The organism is Nocardia sp. NPDC057227, assembly GCF_042669725.1.
Taxonomy (GTDB): Bacteria; Actinomycetota; Actinomycetes; order Mycobacteriales; family Mycobacteriaceae; genus Nocardia; species Nocardia asteroides_A.
Genome location: NZ_JBHUXA010000015.1, coordinates 21,223 through 39,241 on the forward strand (window position 1 = coordinate 21,223; position 18,019 = coordinate 39,241).

The following is an 18,019-nucleotide window of genomic DNA, read 5'->3' on the forward strand; positions in this document are numbered from 1 at the left end:
CCGACGGCTCCGCGATCGGCGGCGTCGATCGGGCATTCGGCACCGGTGATCGCGATCCGGTGCCCGGAATGTCGCGGATGTCGAGTACCGTTCGCACACTTGCGGTTTCGCCGCATGACCGGAAGCGCCGGTGTCCTCCGCGCGAGCCGCACCGCCCGCGCGGACAGGTACGCTCGGCAGCACTTGTCCGTCTCGGCGCCGAAGTGGGGGTGACGATGACCGCCGACATCGAATCGACCGGCACCGACCTGCTCGAGGTACTGACCGAGCTGGCGACCCCGGCGGGCCGCGCCGACCCGTACCCGCTGTACCGGCGGCTGCGCGCGCTCGGCCCCGCCGTGCTCGACCCCACCGGAACGCTGCTGGTCACCGAGTACCGGCTGGCCGCCGCGCTCATCCGCGACCACCGCTTCGTGAAGCGCCCCGAGATCGCCCTGAAAGCCTCCGGTTTCGAGCACTGGCAGGAGCGCCCGGCGCTGCGGCTGATGTTCAACAGCATGCTGGTCCGCAATCCCCCGGTGCACACCCGGCTGCGCCGCTCCGCCGCTGGCACCTTCACCGCCCGCCGGGTCACCGGGCTGCGCCCCGCCGTCGAGCGCATCGTCGATGACCTCGTCGCGGAGCTGCGCAGCTCCGGCACCGCCGACTTCATCGAGGCATTCGCGTTCCCGCTGCCGGTGACCGTGATCGGCGAGCTGCTCGGCATCCCGGAGCCCGACCGCGCCCAGTTCCAGCTGCTGGTCCGGCACTGGACCGGCGTCCTCGACGGGCTCACCCCCGAGATCGTGGACCGCGCCGACCCGGCCGCCGTCGAGATCGACGCCTACTTCCGCGACCTGCTCGCCCGCCGCCGCCGCGCACCCGCCGACGACCTCGTGTCCGCGCTGGCCCAGGTCGACGGGCTCGCCGACGACGAGATCGTCACCACCGCCGCCCTGCTGCTCGCCGCCGGTTTCGAGACCACCACCGGGCTGCTCGCCAACGGCCTCGTCGCGCTGCTCGATCACCCGGGGGAGGCGGCGGCGCTGCGCGAGCGGCCCGAGCTCGCGGCATCGGCCACCGAGGAGCTGCTGCGTTACGACTCGCCCGTGCAGCTCCTCTCCTCGCGCACCGCACCCGAGGAGCTCGAGGTGGCAGGCCTGGTGCTACCCGCCGGGCAGCGGGTGGTCACGCTGATCGGCGCCGCCAACCGCGACGCGGAGGTCTTCCCCGACCCCGACGTGCTCCGGCTGGACCGCGCCGACGAGGCGCCGCTCTCCTTCGGCGGCGGGCTGCACTACTGCCTCGGCGCGCCGCTGGCCAGGCTCGAAGCGCAGATCGCCTTCCCGGCCCTGCTGCGCGCCTTCCCGGATCTCGCGGTGACGGGTCCGGCCGTGCACCGCGAGGGCCTCGCCCTGCACGGGTTGATCGAGCTTCCGGTCACGACCGGACAGGCTGTCTGAGCCCGGCTGCGCGCAGCCGCGACGACTCGGGGCAGGCACCGCGGGACGGCATCGAACCGGAGGGGCGGCCGAGCGCGAAGCGGGCGATATCCGAGCGCGCACGTCGAGCGCGGCGTCTCAGCGCACGAGCAGCCGCTCGCGCGCCGCTTCGTACTCGGCGGCGAGCCGGTCGACGACCGCGGCGGCCGGACGAACCTCGCTGACCGCGCCGACCCCGTGCCCGGCACCCCAGATATCGCGCCACGCCTTGGCCCCGAGCGCCCCGTCGTCACCGAAGTCGATAGCCCCGGCCTCGGCACCCGCGAGCCGGGCCGGGTCGAGCCCGGCGGCGACGACGCTCGGCGCCAGGTAGTTCCCGTGCACCCCGGTGAACCGGTCGGTGTAGACGATGTCGGCGGCGCTGGAATCGACCACCATCTGCTTGTACCCGGCCACCGCGTTCGCCTCCTCGGTGGCGATGAACAGCGACCCGATATAGGCCAGATCGGCCCCCGCCGCTTCGGCGGCCAGTACCGAGCGCCCGTGCGCGATTGACCCGGAGAGCGCCAGCGGCCCCTCGAACCACGCCCGGATCTCCTGCAGCAGCGCGAACGGCGACTGCGTCCCCGCGTGCCCGCCCGCGCCCGCCGCCACCGCGATCAGCCCGTCCGCCCCCTTGTCCACGGCCTTGCGCGCGTAGGCGTTGTGGATGACGTCGTGCAGCACGATCCCCCCGTAGGCGTGGATCCGCTCGTTGACCTCGGGCCGCGCCCCGAGCGAGGTGATCACGATCGGCACCCGGAACTCCTCGACCAGCGCCAGATCCTCCTCGAGCCGCGCATTCGTCCGATGCACGATGAGGTTCACCGCGAACGGCGCGCTCGGCGCCTCCGGATGCGCGGCATCGTGTGCCGCCAGCGCCTCGGTGATCCGCGTCAACCACACCCGCAGCTCGGCGAGCGGGCGCGCGTTCAGGCTCGGGAACGAGCCGACCACCCCGGCGGTGCACTGAGCGATCACGAGATCGGGGCCGGAGACGAGGAACATCGGCGAGGCGATCACGGGCAGGCGGAGGCGATCGACCAGAACGGACGGCAGGCTCACGGGACATCCCCGGGGCCGGGAGTGGAACCTCCCCCGGTTCACTCGATACCCCGGGGCGGGAGTGTGAGGCAGAAGGGATGCCCCGCCGGATCGAGGAGCACTCGCCAGCGCTCGGGGGCGGGCTGAAAGTCGGCTTTGACCGCGCCACAGTCGATCGCCGACTGCTCCGCGCTGTCGAGATCTGTGACGAACAGATCGAGATGCATCTGCTTGGGCAGCCGGTTGCCCGGCCAGTCCGGCGGCTTGTGCTCGTCCACGCGTTCGACCGTCAGCATGATGCCTGCGCCTCGGAGCACAACAATCTCGTCGGATTCGTACCAGAGGTCGAAATCCAGTATCGCCCGGTAGAACCGCCCGAGCTGTCGCGGATCTCCGGCGTCGAGCGAAACCGCACCAAACGTCGCTATGGCAGCCATTGTCGTGCCCCCGCACCTCTCGGCCTCGGCCGGGCGCCGAGGACCACGCTATCCGCCATGCATACCACCGCGGGGTGGAGACCATCGGTCAGTCGTCGGTGTTGTCGAGCGCTGCGCGGAGTTTGTCCGGGTCCATGCCGAAGCCGGTGAGGCGGTTCAGGGGGATGGAGGCGCCCATGCCCATGCCCATGGCGCTGCCGTCACCCATGAATTCGGTCATGCCGCCGAAGACCTCCACCAGGGCGGCCGCCGTCTTCGGGTCGGCGAGTGCCTCGCCGTGCGTCGAGTCCGCCCCGATGGTCTCGACGGCGGACTTCAGTTCGGGTTCGCGCCTGCCGGTGATGAAGACGTGCGCGCCCTCGTCCGCCAGTCGCACGGCCGTGGCCAGGCCGATCCCGGTGCTGCCCCCGGTCACCACAGCCGTCCTGCCTGCCAGCTCTCCGGTGGCCGACGCGATCGGCTTGCTGCACCCCCGCACGGTGATCGGGCCGAATCTCCGTGCCGCGGGGCGCTGGGCGCTGCACTTCGACCGTTCCCGCACGTGCGGATCGGAGGCCTGGTGTCCGGCGAGTGCTGGCTGCTGGTCGAGGGCCGCGAGCCGGTCCCCCTGCGCGAGGGCGACACCTTCATGCTCGGCAACCCGCCGCCGTACGTGCTGGCCAGCGCGCCCGACGTGCCACCTCGCAAGGCGGGGCCGGACACCGGGTTCGTGCGCATCGGCCCGGAATCCGAGGAGGAGCTCTACCTCTGCACCGGGCACATCGCCTTCGACGACGCCAACGCGGCCCTGCGTGCGGCACAGGGATGCCCCGCCGGGTCGAGGAGCACTCACCAGCGGAACCGGTCTCGTCCGGCCGAATGCGTGGCCGGATGTCGCGCGAGCGAGACGTGCGCCGATTATTCTGCCGGAGGCGGGTTTTCGGTGGCGGGCAATCGCTCGCTCTGTCCCCTTGCGTGTCGGGGGTTGATCACCGTCGGGGGGAGATACGAGGGGCTCCACACGCCGACGCCGCATGAATTACCGAGGAGGGAGATCGGGATGGACGATCAGAACACGAAGCAGTACACGGTTCGCGAGGTGGTTCACGACGTCGTGGCCGACGTCGCGCCCGAGGAACTGCCCGTGCTGGCCGGACTCGGTCGGCTCGACGACGATACCGCCCTGCGGCGGCTGACACGGCGCCGACAGCCCCGTGAGCCGTTGGGGTTCGGCCTGGACACCGTCGAGATTCTGGCCACGGCCATCGCCTGGGTGGCGGTCGAGGAGTCGGTGCGGCACATGGTGCAACCCGCGGCCGACGGGCTGTCTCGGGGTGTGGGGGCGAGGTTACGCCGCTTGTTCGGTCGCCGATCTGCCCCGACTGTCGTGCCTGCCTTGACACCCGAACAGTTGAGCGAGGTCCATCGGCGGGTCTTGGAGCTGTCCGAGCAGAACGGCTTCGATCCCGACCGGGCCGCCGTTCTGGCCGAGCGGGTGACGGCGAGGTTGGCGCTGGGCACCCCGGACACCGACGAGTCGGCGAGCGGTGATGGCAGTACGCAGCGTTGATCAGCGGGTACTCGGTGCCGGTACCACGGTCCGTTTCGGACTGCTACTGGTGCTCTTGCTGGCCGCCGGCGCCTCGGCGATATCCAGCTTCTTCTCGCTGATCATCGACCCGGACAACAACGACTTACAGTGCCTGCTGGCGTCCGGCGTGGATCCCAACAGCGACTGGCTGACCGTTTTGACGAGGTCGACAATCGGTGAAGACCAAACAGCGCTCGCCGCGTGTTTGGAGCAATACGCGCAGTCGCCTCCGTGGTGGGGTCCGATACTCGGGATCGGTCTGCTGCTCGTCGTGGCCGGGGCATTCTTCTGGGGGATACCCGCATGGAAGGGCCGGCGCAGCCAGGTTGTCGCGGTAGCAGAGGTGGATGTTCGTGGAGACCTGGTGCCTGCGCTGGAGGAACTGGTGCGGACAGCCGGGGTGGATGCGCCGACCTTCCTGGTCAACCCGGGGCGGATCACCACCAGTGCGGTCGTGTTCGGTCGGCCCGGCCGGTATGCGGTGTGCCTGGACGGCGGCCTGATCGCTCGCCGGAAGGCTGATCCGACCGGCTTTCACGCGGTGGTCCTGCACGAGCTGGCGCATATCCGTAACCGGGATGTCCCCATCACCTATGCGACCGTCGCCCTGTGGCGCACGTTCCTGATCGCGGTGCTGGTGCCACAGACGGTGACGATGGTGTGGGGAATGACCGCGTTCGAGACGTTCGCCGGGGAGTGGCCGCCCGGTGTCCGCTCCCTGCTCTCATTGGCGGTTCTGACCGTGTTGGTCTACCTGACCAGGGCCGACATCCTCCGCAATCGGGAGATATACGCCGATCTGGACGCGGTCGACTGGGGCGCCGATCCCGCGCACTGGCCGGACACCGACCCGGGGGCGCGTCACTTGTTCGCGTCTTTCCTCGAATTGTGGCGTACCCATCCACGATGGGACCAGCGAAGGAAGTCACTGACCGATCCCGCGGTGTTGTTCGGTCTCGAGCCACTGCCCGTATTTCTGACCGGAGTCGCGGCGATCTTCCTGGGTGACAGCCTGCCGGACTTGTTGTCCGTGTTGTTTCCCGGCGCCGGATGGCCGAAGGCGCTGACGCCCTGGCTCACCGCGTTGCCGATCACCATGATCATCGGCGTCGCGTTGTGGCGCGCGGTCGCTCATGCGGTACTGACCGAGCGTCGGCCGCCGTCCGGCGTGCGCACCGGACTGTGGCTGGGGGTCGGGCTGGTGGTCGGTGAGTTGGTGCGCGGCGGAACCTCCGGCAACAAGTGGTTCCCGAGTCGACCCGAATACCTGGTGTTGCTCATCGTCGCCGCCGTGGTGATCGCGTGGTGGACCGGTCAGTGCGCGGAGTTGTTCATCCGCGCCTGGCGAGGCCGCACCTTGCGCCCGGCGATGTTTGCCGGGCTCGCTGTGTCCTGGGTGGCTTTCAGCTTCTGGTTCGACTGGTGGAACAGCACAGGGGCGCTGTTCGCCATCGGATTTCCCTTCGGCAACCGATATGCCGTGACGCAGATGTTTCCGGAGTCGGCTACCGGCCACGCCGGTCTCATCACCCTGATCGCGCTGGTGATGGCGGTACGGGTAGCGTTCATCAACCATTCGGTCACGACATGGGTGGCGGTGGCGATGTGGCTGGTCCCGCTGCTGGTGTGGACGGTACGCCCGACCTCCGGGGTTCCGCGTTGGGTGCACAGGGCCATGCCGGACGCGGAAGCTCCGCCATCGCCGGCCGAGCAACTGCCGTCGTTGCGAAAGATTCTGTATGTCGCGCTGCTGGGTGGAGCGCTCGGTGCGCTGGCCGAGGCGGCGGTCATGGCGTACCAGCACACCTGGCAGCCCCCTGCCGACCAGCGCGGCGGGCTGTACGTGTTTGCCTACCTGAACCTGATGACCTCGGCGGTTTCCGTCGCACCGATAGCGGCGGCCGTCGCGGCGGCCGTGATCTTTCGTCGGTACCGCCTGCCGGTGGCTCTGATCGCAGCCAATGGGGCGGCGCTCGCCGCCTTCGGTGCGGTGTTCGTGTTGTTCGCGACCGACGGGTGCCTGGGACCGTTCAACACGTTGGCGTCTTCTTGCCACTGGTTGCCGGCCCCCGCGAGTGATCTGACGCAGCTACTCGTGCCCGATGTCCTCGGGCCAGGCATGTTCGCCGCCGCCACCGCGGTACTACTCGTGCAGGTCGTCGAACGTCTGATCAACCGTGACCGGCCCGCGCACAGCACCGGGCCGATCCCGTCTCCGCGGGGCCGGTGGGTAGCAGAGCGTGTCGGCATCGCGGTCGTCGGGATCGTCGGGGTCGGGCTCACGACATCCGTCGGCTCGCCATTCACCCCATCCACATCCGCCATCGGTCACCCCCTCACCGACGAAGAGTTCATGCGGGCTCCGGCCGGTCCCCCGGTCGCACCCGAGATCCGCCGCGCTCAAATGCACGCATGGCTCCGGTACGGAGGCTTGGACCGCACCCGACCCCTGGGACCCGCCCTGACCGAGCTCAGCACCACCTTCGACGGACAGATGCCCACCGCCAGGGTCACTTCACTGTGTACCGACATCAACCGAATGATGCAGTCGGTCAACGCGTACTTCCCTGTTCCGGATCCGGCACTACAGCCCGAGTGGTCGAAGGCGATCAACGGCATGATGCTGGCCAGTGCCGACTGTCAGCGGGCGATACAACAGAACGACGGCGACTTGCTCCTGAAAGCGCTCACCGGGCTGGTGGACAATGCCGAACCCGCTGCTCGGATCATGGAAGAGATCGCATCCGCGGCCCAACCGGAAGGTGCTGGGTAACGCACGAGCACGTGGCGGTGTACTACTCAACCGCCTCCGTTGTGGAGCGCTGCGTGGAGTTTGCCGGGGTCCATGCCGAAGCCGGTGAGGCGGTTCAGGGGGATGGAGGCGATCATGCGCATCATGTCCATGCCCATGGCGCTGCCGTCACCCATGGATTCGGTCATGCCGCCGAAGACCTCCGCCAGGGCGGCCGCCGTCTCGGGGTCGGCGAGTGCCTCGCCGAGCGTGGAGTCCGCGGTGATCGGGATGCGTACCTGGTCGCCGGGCAGGTCGAGTTCGGTCTCCGCGCGCAGGTCGCGGCTGGAGGCGCCGGCCCAGAGGCGGTAGCGGCCGGGTTCCACCACCCAGGATTCGGTGCGGGTCTCCCAGTAGGCGAGATCCTCGCGCGCCACCTCGATCGTGACCTGTTCGGTCGCACCGGGTTCCAGCTCGCCGGTGACCGCGGAGCCGATCAGGGCGCGCACCGGGCGCTGCACCTGCGATTCCGGTACTCCGGCGTAGAGCTGCACCACCTCGCGGCCCGCCCGGTCGCCGGTGTTGGTGACGGTCAGCCGGGCGGTCAGGCCGTCGCTCGTGGGCTGGGCGGTGAGGTCGGTGTGGTCGAAGGTGGTGTAGGAGAGGCCGTGGCCGAAGGGGTAGCAGACGTCCATGTCGCGGGCGTCGTACCAGCGGTAGCCGACGAAGAGGCCCTCGCCGTAGCGGACGTGTGAGTTCTCGCCGGGGAAGTTCAGGTAGGCGGGGGTGTCCTGCAGGCGGACCGGCACCGTTTCGGCGAGGCGGCCGGAGGGGTTCACGACACCGAAGAGCACGTCGGCGAGTGCGCCGCCGCCCGCCTGGCCGAGCAGGGCGCCGTCCAGGATGGCGGGGGCGAGGCAGGCGACCGGCTCGAGGCGGAGTACGCCGCCGTGGGCGAGCACGACGACGGTGTCCGGCTGGGCGCGTGCCACGGCGGCGAGTAGCTCCAGCTGGTCGGTGGGGAGTTCGATGTGCTCGCGGTCGAAACCCTCGGATTCCTGGTCGGCGGCGAGGCCGAGGAACAGGACGGCCACATCGGCTTCGGCCGCCGCTGTCGCCGCCGCGTCGTGGTCGACGCCGTCGTGGTGGGTGACGGTGCCGTCGCCTGCCAGGGCGCGGATCTCGTCCAGCGGGGTGTCGAGCCGGGTCGGGTTGACGTGCGAGCTGCCGCCGCCCTGGTAGCGGGGTTCGGTGGCGAAGGTGCCGATCGCGACGATCGAGCGGCCCGGGGTGAGCGGGAGCAGGTCGCGGTCGTTCTGCAGCAGGACGATGCTGCGGGCGGCGGCCTCCCGCGCGAGGCGGTGGTGCTCGTCGGCGAGGGGGCCGACCCCGTTTTCGTCGGCTCCGGCCGCCTGCGCGGTGTGGCGTTCGCGGGCGTCGGTCGCGCCCGCTGCCTCGTGACCGCTGCTCGCGGCCGCAGCAACCGCTTCCCCGGCCCCCCGGTTCTGCGCGGCGCGCACCCGCGCGACCAGCCGCGCGACATTCGTGGCGGCGGCATCGACCGCCTCCACGGGCAGCCTCCCGTCCTCGACCGCGGCGACCACCAGCTCGTCCCCCGCTCCGGCCCCGCCCGGCATGGTCAGATCCAACCCCGCCGCGACCGACGCGACTCGATCCGAGACCGCACCCCAATCGCTCACCACGAGCCCGTCGAACCCCCACTCCCCGCGCAGCAGGTCGGTGAGCAGCCAGCGATTGTGCGCCGCCGGCACACCGTTGATCCGGTTATAGGAGCACATGACCGTCCACGGCCGCGCGGTCCGCACGATGTGGGAGAAGGCGCGCAGGTAGATCTCCCGCAGCGGCCGCGGATCGATATCGGAACTGGCCCGCATCCGATCGTGCTCGGCATTGTTCGCCGCGAAGTGCTTGAGCGAGGCCCCTACCCCCGCGCTCTGCACGCCGTCCACCCAGGCCGCCCCGAGCCGCCCGGTCAGCTGCGGATCCTCCGAGTAGTACTCGAAGTTCCGCCCGCCCCGCGGATCCCGCTTGATGTTCACCCCGGGCCCGAGCAGCACATCCACCCCGAGCGCCCGCGCCTCCCGCCCCAGCGCCACCCCGACCCGCCGCACCAGCGCCGGATCCCAGCTCTGCGCCAGCGCCACCGCGGGCGGAAAGCACGTCGCTGGCTCGCTGCCCGCCAGCCCGAGATGATCGGTGGCGCCGGTCTGCCTGCGCACCCCGTGCGGCCCGTCGGTGAGCACCAGCGACCCGACCGGCCCGATCGCCTCGGTACTCCAGAAGTCCGCGCCGCTGCCGAGTGCCGCGCGTTCGGCCAGGGACAGGTCGCTGATATCGCTCGCCATCGAGACTCCTCAGGGGTCGGGTACTGAAAACAGTATGTCATTCGGTTTTGGTGGGCAAGGCTCGCCTAGTACAGTCACGGCGTGACTCGGCGCGGCTCGTATTCGAAGGGAATCGCCAAGCGCGAGGAGATCCTGGAAACCGCGCTCGAGCTGGTCGCCCGGGTCGGTTACGGCCGGACGACGGTCAAGGAGCTCGCCGACGCGGTCGGGCTGAGCCAGACCGGGCTGCTGCACTACTTCGGCAGCAAGGAAGAGCTGTTCACCGCGATCCTTGCCCGCCGGGACGCCGCCGACCGCGCGGCCTTCCTCGCCCCGGACACCCCGCCCGAGCTGCCCGAGGGCCTGGTCCGCCTGATCCGGCACAACGCCGAGGTACCCGGCCTGGTCGAGCTGTACACCCGCTTCTCCGCCGAGGCGGTCCGCCCCGAGCACCCCGCGCACCCGCACTTCCGCGACCGCTACCGCGAGATCCGGCAGCTGATCGCCGAAACGGTCGGCGAACTGCAGCGGGAGGGTCGGCTCCGCCCCGACATCGACCCCGAGCGCTTCGCCGTGCTGGCGGTAGCGCTGCTGGACGGGCTGCAGGTGCAGTGGCTCTACGACCCCGAGGTCGACATGGCCGAGCACCTCGCGCACCTCTGGGCCCTGCTCGCCCGCTGACCCGCGCTCTATCCGAATCCCCCTGCGGCGTGCCAGAATCGGCGTGCGCCGAGCAGGACGGGGGCGGCATGTGCGGGCGGGGAATACTGCTGGCGGTACTGGCCGGATCGGTGCTGGCGTGCGGGGCGCCGGAGAAGGAACCACCGCCGCCGTCGAACTCGACGGCATCATCCGCCGTGGGAACCTCCACGGCGGAGCCGACGACGTCACAGCCGGCTTCCGGAGAACCGACATCGGGCAATCCGCCGCCCATCCATCCGCTTCCCGCGCCGAATCCGCCGACGCCGCAGCCCCCTCCGCCGCCGCAGGGCCCACCGGCGCCGGAACTGCCCCTCCCCGACCCGCCGCAACCGGCTCCGCCACCACCGGACCCGCCGACCACGCCACCGCCGACGACAACGCCGCAGACCGTACTCCCATCCACGGTCCGCCCGGTGCCATCGGACAACCGGAACTCGCCACCGCCCTACCCGGGGCGGCCGACTCAGCACAGCCCCCCGACCAGCACCGCCACCCCGCGATGAGTGCACCCGCCCGCACGGGCCGCGCGTCGGTCCTTGCTCTCGCCGGCGCCCTGACCTCCCAGGCCGCTCTGCTCACCGCACTGCTGTATTACATCGGCTGGGTCTACAGCCACGCCTGGTACCGGTACTACGGCATCGATGTCGCCATGCTCGGGTACTCGATCCCCGACTACATCCTGCGCAGCCCGAACGCGGCCCTGCCGCCGCTGATGCTCGGCCTGGTGGCCGCGCTCGCGGGAATCGCGATCGCGCGCAGGCTTCCGGCCGAGGCGGCGGTGCGGAACGCGCGCCGCAGGCGGCTGCTGCGGGGCTGGCGCCTGCTGGTCGTCGCTCTCGGCGTCCTCGCGCTGGCGGGCGCGCTGCTCACCCAGTTCTTCAAGCCGGCGGCGCCGCCGTGGGTAGTCCCGCTGCTGCTGCTCGCCGGCGCACTGCTGCTCGGCCACACCATCGACCTGGGCAACCGGTATCCGGCGGTGCTGGGCGCGCGCCCGGAGCGCGGTGCCGGGCACGCGGTGCTCGCACTCGGCGTGGTCGCCGTGATCTGGACCGTCGGTGCCTACGCCGACGCGCTCGGCGGCGCGAACGCCCGCCGCACCGCCGAGTCCGGCTTTCCGGAGGATCCGCAGGTGCTGGTGTTCAGCGTGGACCGGCTGGCGGTGGAGGGCACCAGCGCGGGCGTCGCCGAGGTCACCGCGCCCGGGGAGAAGTACCGGTACGTCTACAGCGGGCTGCGCATGATCGGCCGGAGCACGGACGGCTACCTGCTGGTGCCGCAGGGCTGGCGCCGGGGCCGGGACCGGGTCTTCGTCGTCCCTCGCGCCGACGGCATCCGGATCGACATCGCGGCACTCCCGCCGTAGTGGCCGCCCCGCCCTGGCTACGATGAATTAGCCGCGAACGAGGGAGCCGGGATGACGAGCACCGCGTCGGCGCGCCCGGCCGCCATTCGCCGGGCCGCGCTGGAGCTGTTCATGCGCCAGGGGTACCCGGCCACCACCATGAGCGAGATCGGCGCGCTGGTCGGCATCCGCGGGCCGAGCCTGTACAAGCACGTGGCCTCCAAGCAGGAGCTGCTGGCCGAGATCATGGACGGCATCATGGACGCCCTGCAGGACGCGCACCAGCGCGCGGTCGCCGGGACCGGCGATCCGACCGAGCGGCTGCGCCGGGCGGTGGAGGCGCACGTGCGCTACCACGCCAGGCACCGCGCGGAGGCGTTCGTCGGGAATCGGGAGATCCGCAGCCTCACCGAGCCGCACCGCTCGGCGGTGCTGGCCAGGCGCGCGGAGTACGAGCAGCGGTTCCGCGCGCTGATCGCGGACGGGGTGGCCGCCGGGGTGTTCCGGGTGACCTCCACCCGCGTCGCCTCCTACGCGGTGCTCGATCTCGGCATGGGTGTCGCCACCTGGTTCCGGGACGACGGCGAGTTCAGCGAGAACGAGATCGTCTGGCAGTACGCCGACTTCGCGCTGCGGCTGGTCGGCGCCGAGTGATCAGGTGACGGTGAAGCCGCCGTCCACGGCCAGCGTCTGCCCGGTGACGTAGCCGCCCGCGGCCCCGGCCAGGAAGACCACGGCCGCGGCGAGCTCGGCCGGGTCGCCGAGCCGGTTCACCAGCACCCGCCCGATCTGGCTCTCCAGGTAGCCGTCGCTGTACTGATCGGTCATCTCCGAGGTGAAGAAGCCGGGGGCGATGGCGTTCACCCGGATGCCGCGGCGCCCGCTCCACTGCTGGGCCAGGTCGCGGGTGAGCCCGATCAGCCCGGCCTTGCTGGCGGCGTAGGCGGCCTGCGGCAGCCCGGCCGTGGTGATGCCGAGCACGCTGGAGATATTGACGATGCTGCTGCCCGGCTCCATCACCGCGGCGCAGGCCTGGGCCATCCAGTAGCAGCCGTTCAGGTTCACGTCGATCACCTGGGTGAACTGCTCGGGGGTCTCGCGCAGCGCGGGGACGGCGGTGCCGATGCCCGCGTTGTTGACCAGGATGTCGACCCGGCCGAACTCGCGCACCGCGGCCTCGACGACCGTCTTGGCCTCGGCCGGGTTCGCCACGTCGAGCTGCACCGGGAGCGCGCGCTGCCCGGCCTGCTCGACCAGCAGCGCGGTCTCCTTCAGCCGGTCCACCCGGCGGGCCGCGAGCACCACGTCGGCGCCCGCCTCGGCGAGCCCGCGCGCGAAGGCGACGCCGAGCCCGGACGAGGCGCCGGTCACCACGGCCACCTTGCCGCGCAGGCTGAACAAATCGAGTACGCCGGCCACTCCGACCTCCTGGCAATTCATGAATCGGTCCCGATCAGGCTAACAACCATTAGCCGCTGTCGTACGCTTGCCCTTCGCCCCCGAGCACGGAGGATCGGCCGTTGAACAGTTCCGCCATCGACCTCGCCGCCGTGACCGCCTGGCTGGATCGGCTCGGCATCGCGCGCACCGGCGCGATCACGCTGCGGCGCATCGGATTCGGGCAGTCCAACCTGACCTTCCTGGTCCGGGACGAGGCGGAGCGGCGCTGGATCCTGCGCAGGCCGCCGCTCGGCACGCTGCTGCAGTCGGCGCACGATGTCGGGCGAGAGGCGGGCATCCTGCGTGCGCTGGAGCCCACCGATGTGCCGGTGCCGCGGATCCTCGGCGTCGCCGAGCCGGGCGCGGTCACCGACAGCACCGCGGTGCTCATGGAATTCGTGCCCGGCGTGGTGATCGACGAACCCGCCGTGCTGGAGACGATGGGACCCGAGCGCAGAGCCGCCCTCGCCGCCTCCATGATGGCGGTGCTCGCCCGGGTACACGCCGTCGACCTGGACGAGACCGGCCTCACCGGCCTCGCCGGGCACGGCCCCTACGCCCAGCGCCAGCTGAAACGCTGGACCAGGCAGTGGCGGGAGAGCTGGACCGGCGACAGCGCGCCCTTCGACGCGATCACCGAGCGGCTGGCCGCGAGCATCCCGGAGCAGCGCGAGCTGCGGCTGGTGCACGGTGACTTCCACCTGCGCAACGTGATCACCGCGCCGGACGACGGCACCGTGGTCGCCGCGCTGGACTGGGAGCTCAGCACGCTCGGCGACCCGCTCGCCGACATCGGCTACGCCCTCGCCTTCTGGCCCGACCCGGAGCTGCCCACCTTCGGCCTCGGCCTGCCCGCGCTGCCCGGCATGCCGGACCGCGCGGGCCTCGCCCAGCTCTACCTCGACGCCACCGGCCGCGACCGCACCGCCCTGCGCTTCTGGTACGTGCTCGGCATCTGGAAGATCGCCGCCATCTACGCCGGGATCATCCGCCGGGTCGAGGCCGAGCCGGCGAATCTGGCCGCGGGCGCCGCGCCGCGCGCGGCCGAGGTGCTTGCCCTGCTCGACGCCGCCGCGCAGGCCGCCGACGAGCCGCCCTTCTGACGCTCACGGATTCGGCACCGCCGCGCCGTCACCGACCGGAAGCACCGCGGCGCCGTCGCCGACGTAGGCCGCCCACAGCTCCCGATACGTGCCATCGACGGCGAGCAGCTCGACGTGCGTTCCGGTCTGCTCGATCCGCCCGCCGCGCACCACGACGATGAGGTCGGCGTCGGCGGCGGTGGCCAGCCGGTGCGCGACGACGAGGGTGGTGCGGCCCGCGGTGAGCACGTCGACGGCGGCGCGCACCCTTGCCTCGGTGGCGAGGTCGAGCGAGGCGGTGGCCTCGTCCAGGATGAGGATGTCCGGCTCGACGAGCTGCGCCCGCGCCAGCGCGAGCAGCTGGCGCTGCCCGGCGGAGAGCGCGCGGCCGTTGGGGCCGATCGGGTGGTGGTAGCCGTGCTCCAGCCCGGCGATCATCTCGTGCGCGCCGACCGCGCGCGCGGCCCACTCGATCTCGGCCGGTTCGGCGCCGGGGCGTCCATAGGCGATGGCCTCGCGCACGGTGTCGCCGAAGAGGAACGGCTCCTGCGGGACGATGCCGAGCCGGGCCCGGAAGTCCGCGAGCCGGTAGCGGCGCAGGTCGACGCCGTCGATCAGCACCGCCCCCTCGGTCGGGTCGTAGAACCGGGCCAGCAGCTTGACCAGCGTCGACTTGCCCGCGCCGGTCTCGCCGACCAGCGCGACCTTCTGCCCGGCGGCGATGCTCAGCCCGACGCCGGTCAGTACATCCGGAGTGTCCGGGTGGTAGGCGAAGGCGACGTCGCGCAGCTCGATCCGGCCCTGCAGCCGCTCGACCGGCACCGCGTCCTCGGCCTCCGGGGTGGCGACCGGGGTGCGCAGCAGCTCGCCGAGCCGGTCGACGCCGACCACGGCCTGCTGGTAGCTGTCGAAGACCTGGGACAGCTGCTGGATCGGCGCGAAGAGCAGGTCGATGTAGAGCAGGAAGGCGATCAGGGTGCCCGCGGTGAGTACGCCGTCGCGCACGTCGTGCACGCCGACCGCGAGCACCGCCGCGGTGGCGATCACCGACATCAGCTCGATGAACGGGAAGAAGACCGCCATCAGCAGCTGGCTGCGCAGCCGCGCGTCCCGGTACGACCAGGAGCGGCGCTCGAACTCGGTGCTGTTGAACGGCTCCCTGCGGTAGGCCTGGGTCACCGCGATGGTGTCGACGTTCTCCTGTAGGTAGGCGTTCACCGCCGAGACCCGCTCCCTGGCCAGCACGTAGGCGGGCACCGAGAGCCTGCGGAAGGCCGCGGTGGAGACGAACAGGATCGGCAGCAGCGCCAGCACCACCAGCGCCAGGTGCGGCTCGATCAGCAGCATGGCGATCACGACACCACCGACGGTGACCGTGCTGGTGAGCGCGGTGGCCAGCCCGGTCTGCAGGAAGGCGGAGAGGCCGTCCACGTCGGTGGTCATCCTGGTCATGATCCGGCCGCCGAGCTCGCGCTCGTAGTACTGCAGCCCGAGCCGCTGCAGGTGCGCGAAGGTCTTCACGCGCAGGCCGTAGAGCAGCCGCTCCCCCGCCCGGCCCATCACCCGCAGCTGCCCGACGCCGATCGCCCAGTCCACCAGGCAGACGACGAGCGCGGCGGTGGCCGCGAGCAGCACCACGTCGCGGGCGCCCGCCAGCACGCCGTGGTCGATGCCGTAGCGGACCAGCACCGGGATCAGGATCTGGGCCAGCGCGTCCAGCGTCACCAACCCGAGCCCGGCCAGCAGCGGCGCCGCGAAGGGGCGGAGCAGCCGGGCGGTGCCGAAGGCCGGGTCGGGGGTGCGGGCGAAGGAGTCGGCAACCTCGGGTTCGCCGGTGACCGGTGGCAGCGCGTCGATCTGCGCCCTGACGTCGCCGCTCGGCGGTGCGGCGGTCATCATGCCGCCGCCCGCGCCGCCGCGGCCGATGCCGCCGGGCGAGCCGGCCGCGCGCTGGGAGAAGGCGGCGGCGGCCTGCTCCAGCATGCGGTCGTCGTCGGTGCTGCCCGCGGGTTCGATCCAGAGCGGCGCGGTGGCCGATCGGGCCGCGCCCGCGTGCGATTCGGCCTCGATCTCGCTGACGTCCGGCGGGGTGAAGAGCGCGCGGAAGAGCTCGCCGGAGGCGCGCAGCTGCTCGAGCGTGCCGAGCTCGGCGACCCGGCCGCGGTCCAGCACGGCGACCCGGTCGGCCAGGGCCAGGGTGGACATGCGGTGCGCGACGACCAGCGTGGTGCGGCCGCGCACCTCGGCGGCGATGCGCTGGAAGATCCGCTCCTCCACCCTGGCGTCGATGGCCGAGGTGGCGTCGTCGAGCACCAGCACCGGGGCGTCGGTGAGCAGGGCGCGGGCCAGTGCGATCCGCTGGCGCTGCCCGCCGGAGAGCCGTTGCCCGCGTTCGCCGATCCTGGTGTCGAGGCCCTGCGGGAGGGCGGCGACGAACTCGTCGGCGGCGGCCAGGTGCAGGGCGTGCCGGATGGCGTCGTCGGTGGCGTCCGGGATGCCGTAGGCGACGTTGGCGCGCACGGTGCCCGCCACCAGGTGGGTGTCCTCGAAGACCACCGCGACCTCGCCGCGCACGCCGGGCAGTTCGCGGATATCGGTGCCGCCGAGGGTGATGCTGCCCGCGTCGGGGTCGAGCAGGCGCGGGATCAGCAGCGCGAGCGTGGATTTGCCGCTGCCGGCGCCGCCCGTGATCGCCACCGTCTCACCCGGCTCGACGGTGAGGTCGAGCCCGTTCAGCACCGTCGTCGAGCCGAAAGTCACGGTGACGCCGTGGAACCCGAGTCCGGGCGGCGGAGTATCGACGGCTTGGCCGGCCGCGGTGGGGAGTGCCGCCGCGCCGATGGCGGCCGCGGCGGACAGCGCGGCGGTACCGGCCGCGTGGGGTGGCGCGATCGCCGCGTCGGCGGACGGCACCGTGTCGGGTGGTGCCGCCGCCGCGGTGGCCGACGGTTCGGTCTCGATCACCTCGCGCACCCGGTCCAGCGCGGCCCTGCCCTGCTGGCTCACGGTGAGCAGCATGGCGAACTGCCGGATCGGTGCGACGAACGAGCCGAGGTAGGTCATGAAGGCGAGGAAGGTGCCGAGGCTCACCGAGGCGTTCAGCGCCAGCACCCCGCCGAGCACCAGGATCAGCGCCTGGCCGATGGCGGGCACCGACTGCACCGCCGGGGTGAACCGGCTGGTGATCCGGTTGACCCGGAGCCGGGAGCGGTAGAGGTCGCGGGCGGTCCCGGCCAGCTCGTCCAGCTCGCGCCGCTCCTGCCCGAACCCCTTCACCACCCGGACGCCCGCGACCGCCGCCTCCACCCGGATGGCGACCTCGGCGGCCTTGGCCTGGGCGTCCCAGTTCGCCGGGAAGAGCTCGCGCTGGCTGCGCCTGGTCAGGATCCACAGCGCCGGGATCACCAGCACCGCGATCAGGGTGAGCGTCGGCGACATGACCGTCATCAGCACCAGCGCCGCGATCAGCAGCAGCACATTGCCGGTGACGATCGGGATGAGCTGCAGGAACATCTGGATCAGGGTGACGTCGGTGATCGCCCGGCTCACCACCTGCCCGGTGCGCAGTTCCCCCTGCGCGCGGCCGTCCAGCCGCAGCAGCGCCGCGAAGAGGTCGCGGCGCAGGTCGTGCTGCACGCCGAGGGAGAGCTGCGAGGAGGTCACCCGGCGCACGAACGAGGCACCGAAGCGCAGCAGCCCGAGCCCGAGCAGCAGGAACGCCCAGGGAAGCACCGATGCGACGGTGCTGGTGAGCGTGTCGACCACGTGCCGCACGATGAGCGGAAGGCTCGCGGTGAGCAGCGCGCCCCCCGCGGCACCGGCCGCCGCGCCGTACACGGCCCTCGGATGGGCCCGACATCGACGGA

At 71.6% G+C, this 18,019-nt stretch carries 13 protein-coding genes; 7 read left to right on the forward strand and 6 right to left on the reverse strand.

From position 1 onward, the window contains the following. Positions 1–215 precede the first annotated feature (215 nt). Positions 216–1,442, forward strand: coding sequence for a cytochrome P450 (locus tag ACFUJ1_RS20815; RefSeq protein ID WP_378647884.1), 1,227 nt, complete (start codon positions 216–218; stop codon positions 1,440–1,442). Positions 1,443–1,559: 117 nt separating this feature from the next. On the opposite strand, the gene ACFUJ1_RS20820 is transcribed toward ACFUJ1_RS20815, so the two are convergent. The 3 genes from ACFUJ1_RS20820 to ACFUJ1_RS20830 form a co-directional block, all read right to left on the reverse strand. Continuing rightward, entirely contained in the window at positions 1,560–2,525 is a 966-nt protein-coding gene (locus ACFUJ1_RS20820; RefSeq protein WP_378647886.1) for an NAD(P)H-dependent flavin oxidoreductase, read from the reverse strand. 38 nt (positions 2,526–2,563) lie between these two features. After that, a complete protein-coding gene (locus tag ACFUJ1_RS20825) occupies positions 2,564–2,941 on the reverse strand; it encodes a VOC family protein (protein ID WP_378647888.1) in 378 nt (125 codons plus the stop codon). A gap of 88 nt (positions 2,942–3,029) precedes the next feature. Continuing rightward, the gene (locus tag ACFUJ1_RS20830; RefSeq protein ID WP_378647890.1) at positions 3,030–3,356 is read right to left on the reverse strand and encodes an SDR family NAD(P)-dependent oxidoreductase; all 327 of its coding nucleotides are present in this window, start codon (positions 3,354–3,356) and stop codon (positions 3,030–3,032) included. Positions 3,357–3,482: 126 nt separating this feature from the next. On the opposite strand from ACFUJ1_RS20830, the gene ACFUJ1_RS20835 reads away from it, so the two are divergent. Together ACFUJ1_RS20835 and ACFUJ1_RS20840 are read left to right on the forward strand one after the other, a co-directional pair. Next, a complete protein-coding gene (locus tag ACFUJ1_RS20835; RefSeq protein ID WP_378647892.1) occupies positions 3,483–4,490 on the forward strand; it encodes a cupin domain-containing protein in 1,008 nt (335 codons plus the stop codon). Beyond that, on the forward strand, positions 4,471–7,284 hold the full coding sequence (locus ACFUJ1_RS20840) for a M48 family metalloprotease (RefSeq protein ID WP_378647894.1): 2,814 nt from the start codon (positions 4,471–4,473) through the stop codon (positions 7,282–7,284). Before ACFUJ1_RS20835 ends, ACFUJ1_RS20840 begins: the two co-directional genes overlap by 20 nt. Before the next feature lie 26 nt (positions 7,285–7,310). Here the strand turns inward: ACFUJ1_RS20840 and ACFUJ1_RS20845 are convergent, their stop codons facing one another. After that, positions 7,311–9,608 (reverse strand): glycoside hydrolase family 3 C-terminal domain-containing protein, encoded by a 2,298-nt coding sequence (locus ACFUJ1_RS20845; protein WP_378647896.1) that lies wholly within the window; start codon positions 9,606–9,608, stop codon positions 7,311–7,313. 81 nt (positions 9,609–9,689) lie between these two features. Here ACFUJ1_RS20845 and ACFUJ1_RS20850 point away from each other — a divergent pair, with 81 nt between their 5' ends. From ACFUJ1_RS20850 to ACFUJ1_RS20860, 3 genes are all read left to right on the forward strand, one after another. Continuing rightward, entirely contained in the window at positions 9,690–10,268 is a 579-nt protein-coding gene (locus ACFUJ1_RS20850; RefSeq protein WP_378647897.1) for a TetR/AcrR family transcriptional regulator, read from the forward strand. Between the two features lie 520 nt (positions 10,269–10,788). Continuing rightward, a complete protein-coding gene (locus tag ACFUJ1_RS20855; protein WP_378647899.1) occupies positions 10,789–11,652 on the forward strand; it encodes a hypothetical protein in 864 nt (287 codons plus the stop codon). 51 nt (positions 11,653–11,703) lie between these two features. Then, positions 11,704–12,285, forward strand: a complete 582-nt coding sequence (locus tag ACFUJ1_RS20860) for a TetR/AcrR family transcriptional regulator (RefSeq protein ID WP_378647901.1) — start codon at positions 11,704–11,706, stop codon at positions 12,283–12,285. Here the strand turns inward: ACFUJ1_RS20860 and ACFUJ1_RS20865 are convergent, their stop codons facing one another. Then, positions 12,286–13,050, reverse strand: coding sequence for an SDR family NAD(P)-dependent oxidoreductase (locus ACFUJ1_RS20865; RefSeq protein ID WP_378647903.1), 765 nt, complete (start codon positions 13,048–13,050; stop codon positions 12,286–12,288). Positions 13,051–13,151: 101 nt separating this feature from the next. Here ACFUJ1_RS20865 and ACFUJ1_RS20870 point away from each other — a divergent pair, with 101 nt between their 5' ends. Next, complete coding sequence (locus ACFUJ1_RS20870) at positions 13,152–14,174, forward strand: phosphotransferase family protein (protein WP_378647904.1); 1,023 nt, start codon at positions 13,152–13,154, stop codon at positions 14,172–14,174. A gap of 3 nt (positions 14,175–14,177) precedes the next feature. Here ACFUJ1_RS20870 and ACFUJ1_RS20875 read toward each other — a convergent pair whose 3' ends face one another. After that, positions 14,178–17,990 (reverse strand): ABC transporter ATP-binding protein, encoded by a 3,813-nt coding sequence (locus tag ACFUJ1_RS20875; RefSeq protein ID WP_378647905.1) that lies wholly within the window; start codon positions 17,988–17,990, stop codon positions 14,178–14,180. Positions 17,991–18,019: the final 29 nt, after the last annotated feature.

Excerpts from the sequence above, each read along its gene's own strand:
- ACFUJ1_RS20815 (WP_378647884.1), top strand. The coding sequence starts at position 216 with ATGACCGCCGACATCGAATCGACCGGCACCGACCTGCTCGAGGTACTG.
- ACFUJ1_RS20825 (WP_378647888.1), bottom strand. The coding sequence starts at position 2,941 with ATGGCTGCCATAGCGACGTTTGGTGCGGTTTCGCTCGACGCCGGAGAT.
- ACFUJ1_RS20840 (WP_378647894.1), top strand. The coding sequence starts at position 4,471 with ATGGCAGTACGCAGCGTTGATCAGCGGGTACTCGGTGCCGGTACCACG.
- ACFUJ1_RS20845 (WP_378647896.1), bottom strand. The coding sequence starts at position 9,608 with ATGGCGAGCGATATCAGCGACCTGTCCCTGGCCGAACGCGCGGCACTC.
- ACFUJ1_RS20855 (WP_378647899.1), top strand. The coding sequence starts at position 10,789 with ATGAGTGCACCCGCCCGCACGGGCCGCGCGTCGGTCCTTGCTCTCGCC.
- ACFUJ1_RS20860 (WP_378647901.1), top strand. The coding sequence starts at position 11,704 with ATGACGAGCACCGCGTCGGCGCGCCCGGCCGCCATTCGCCGGGCCGCG.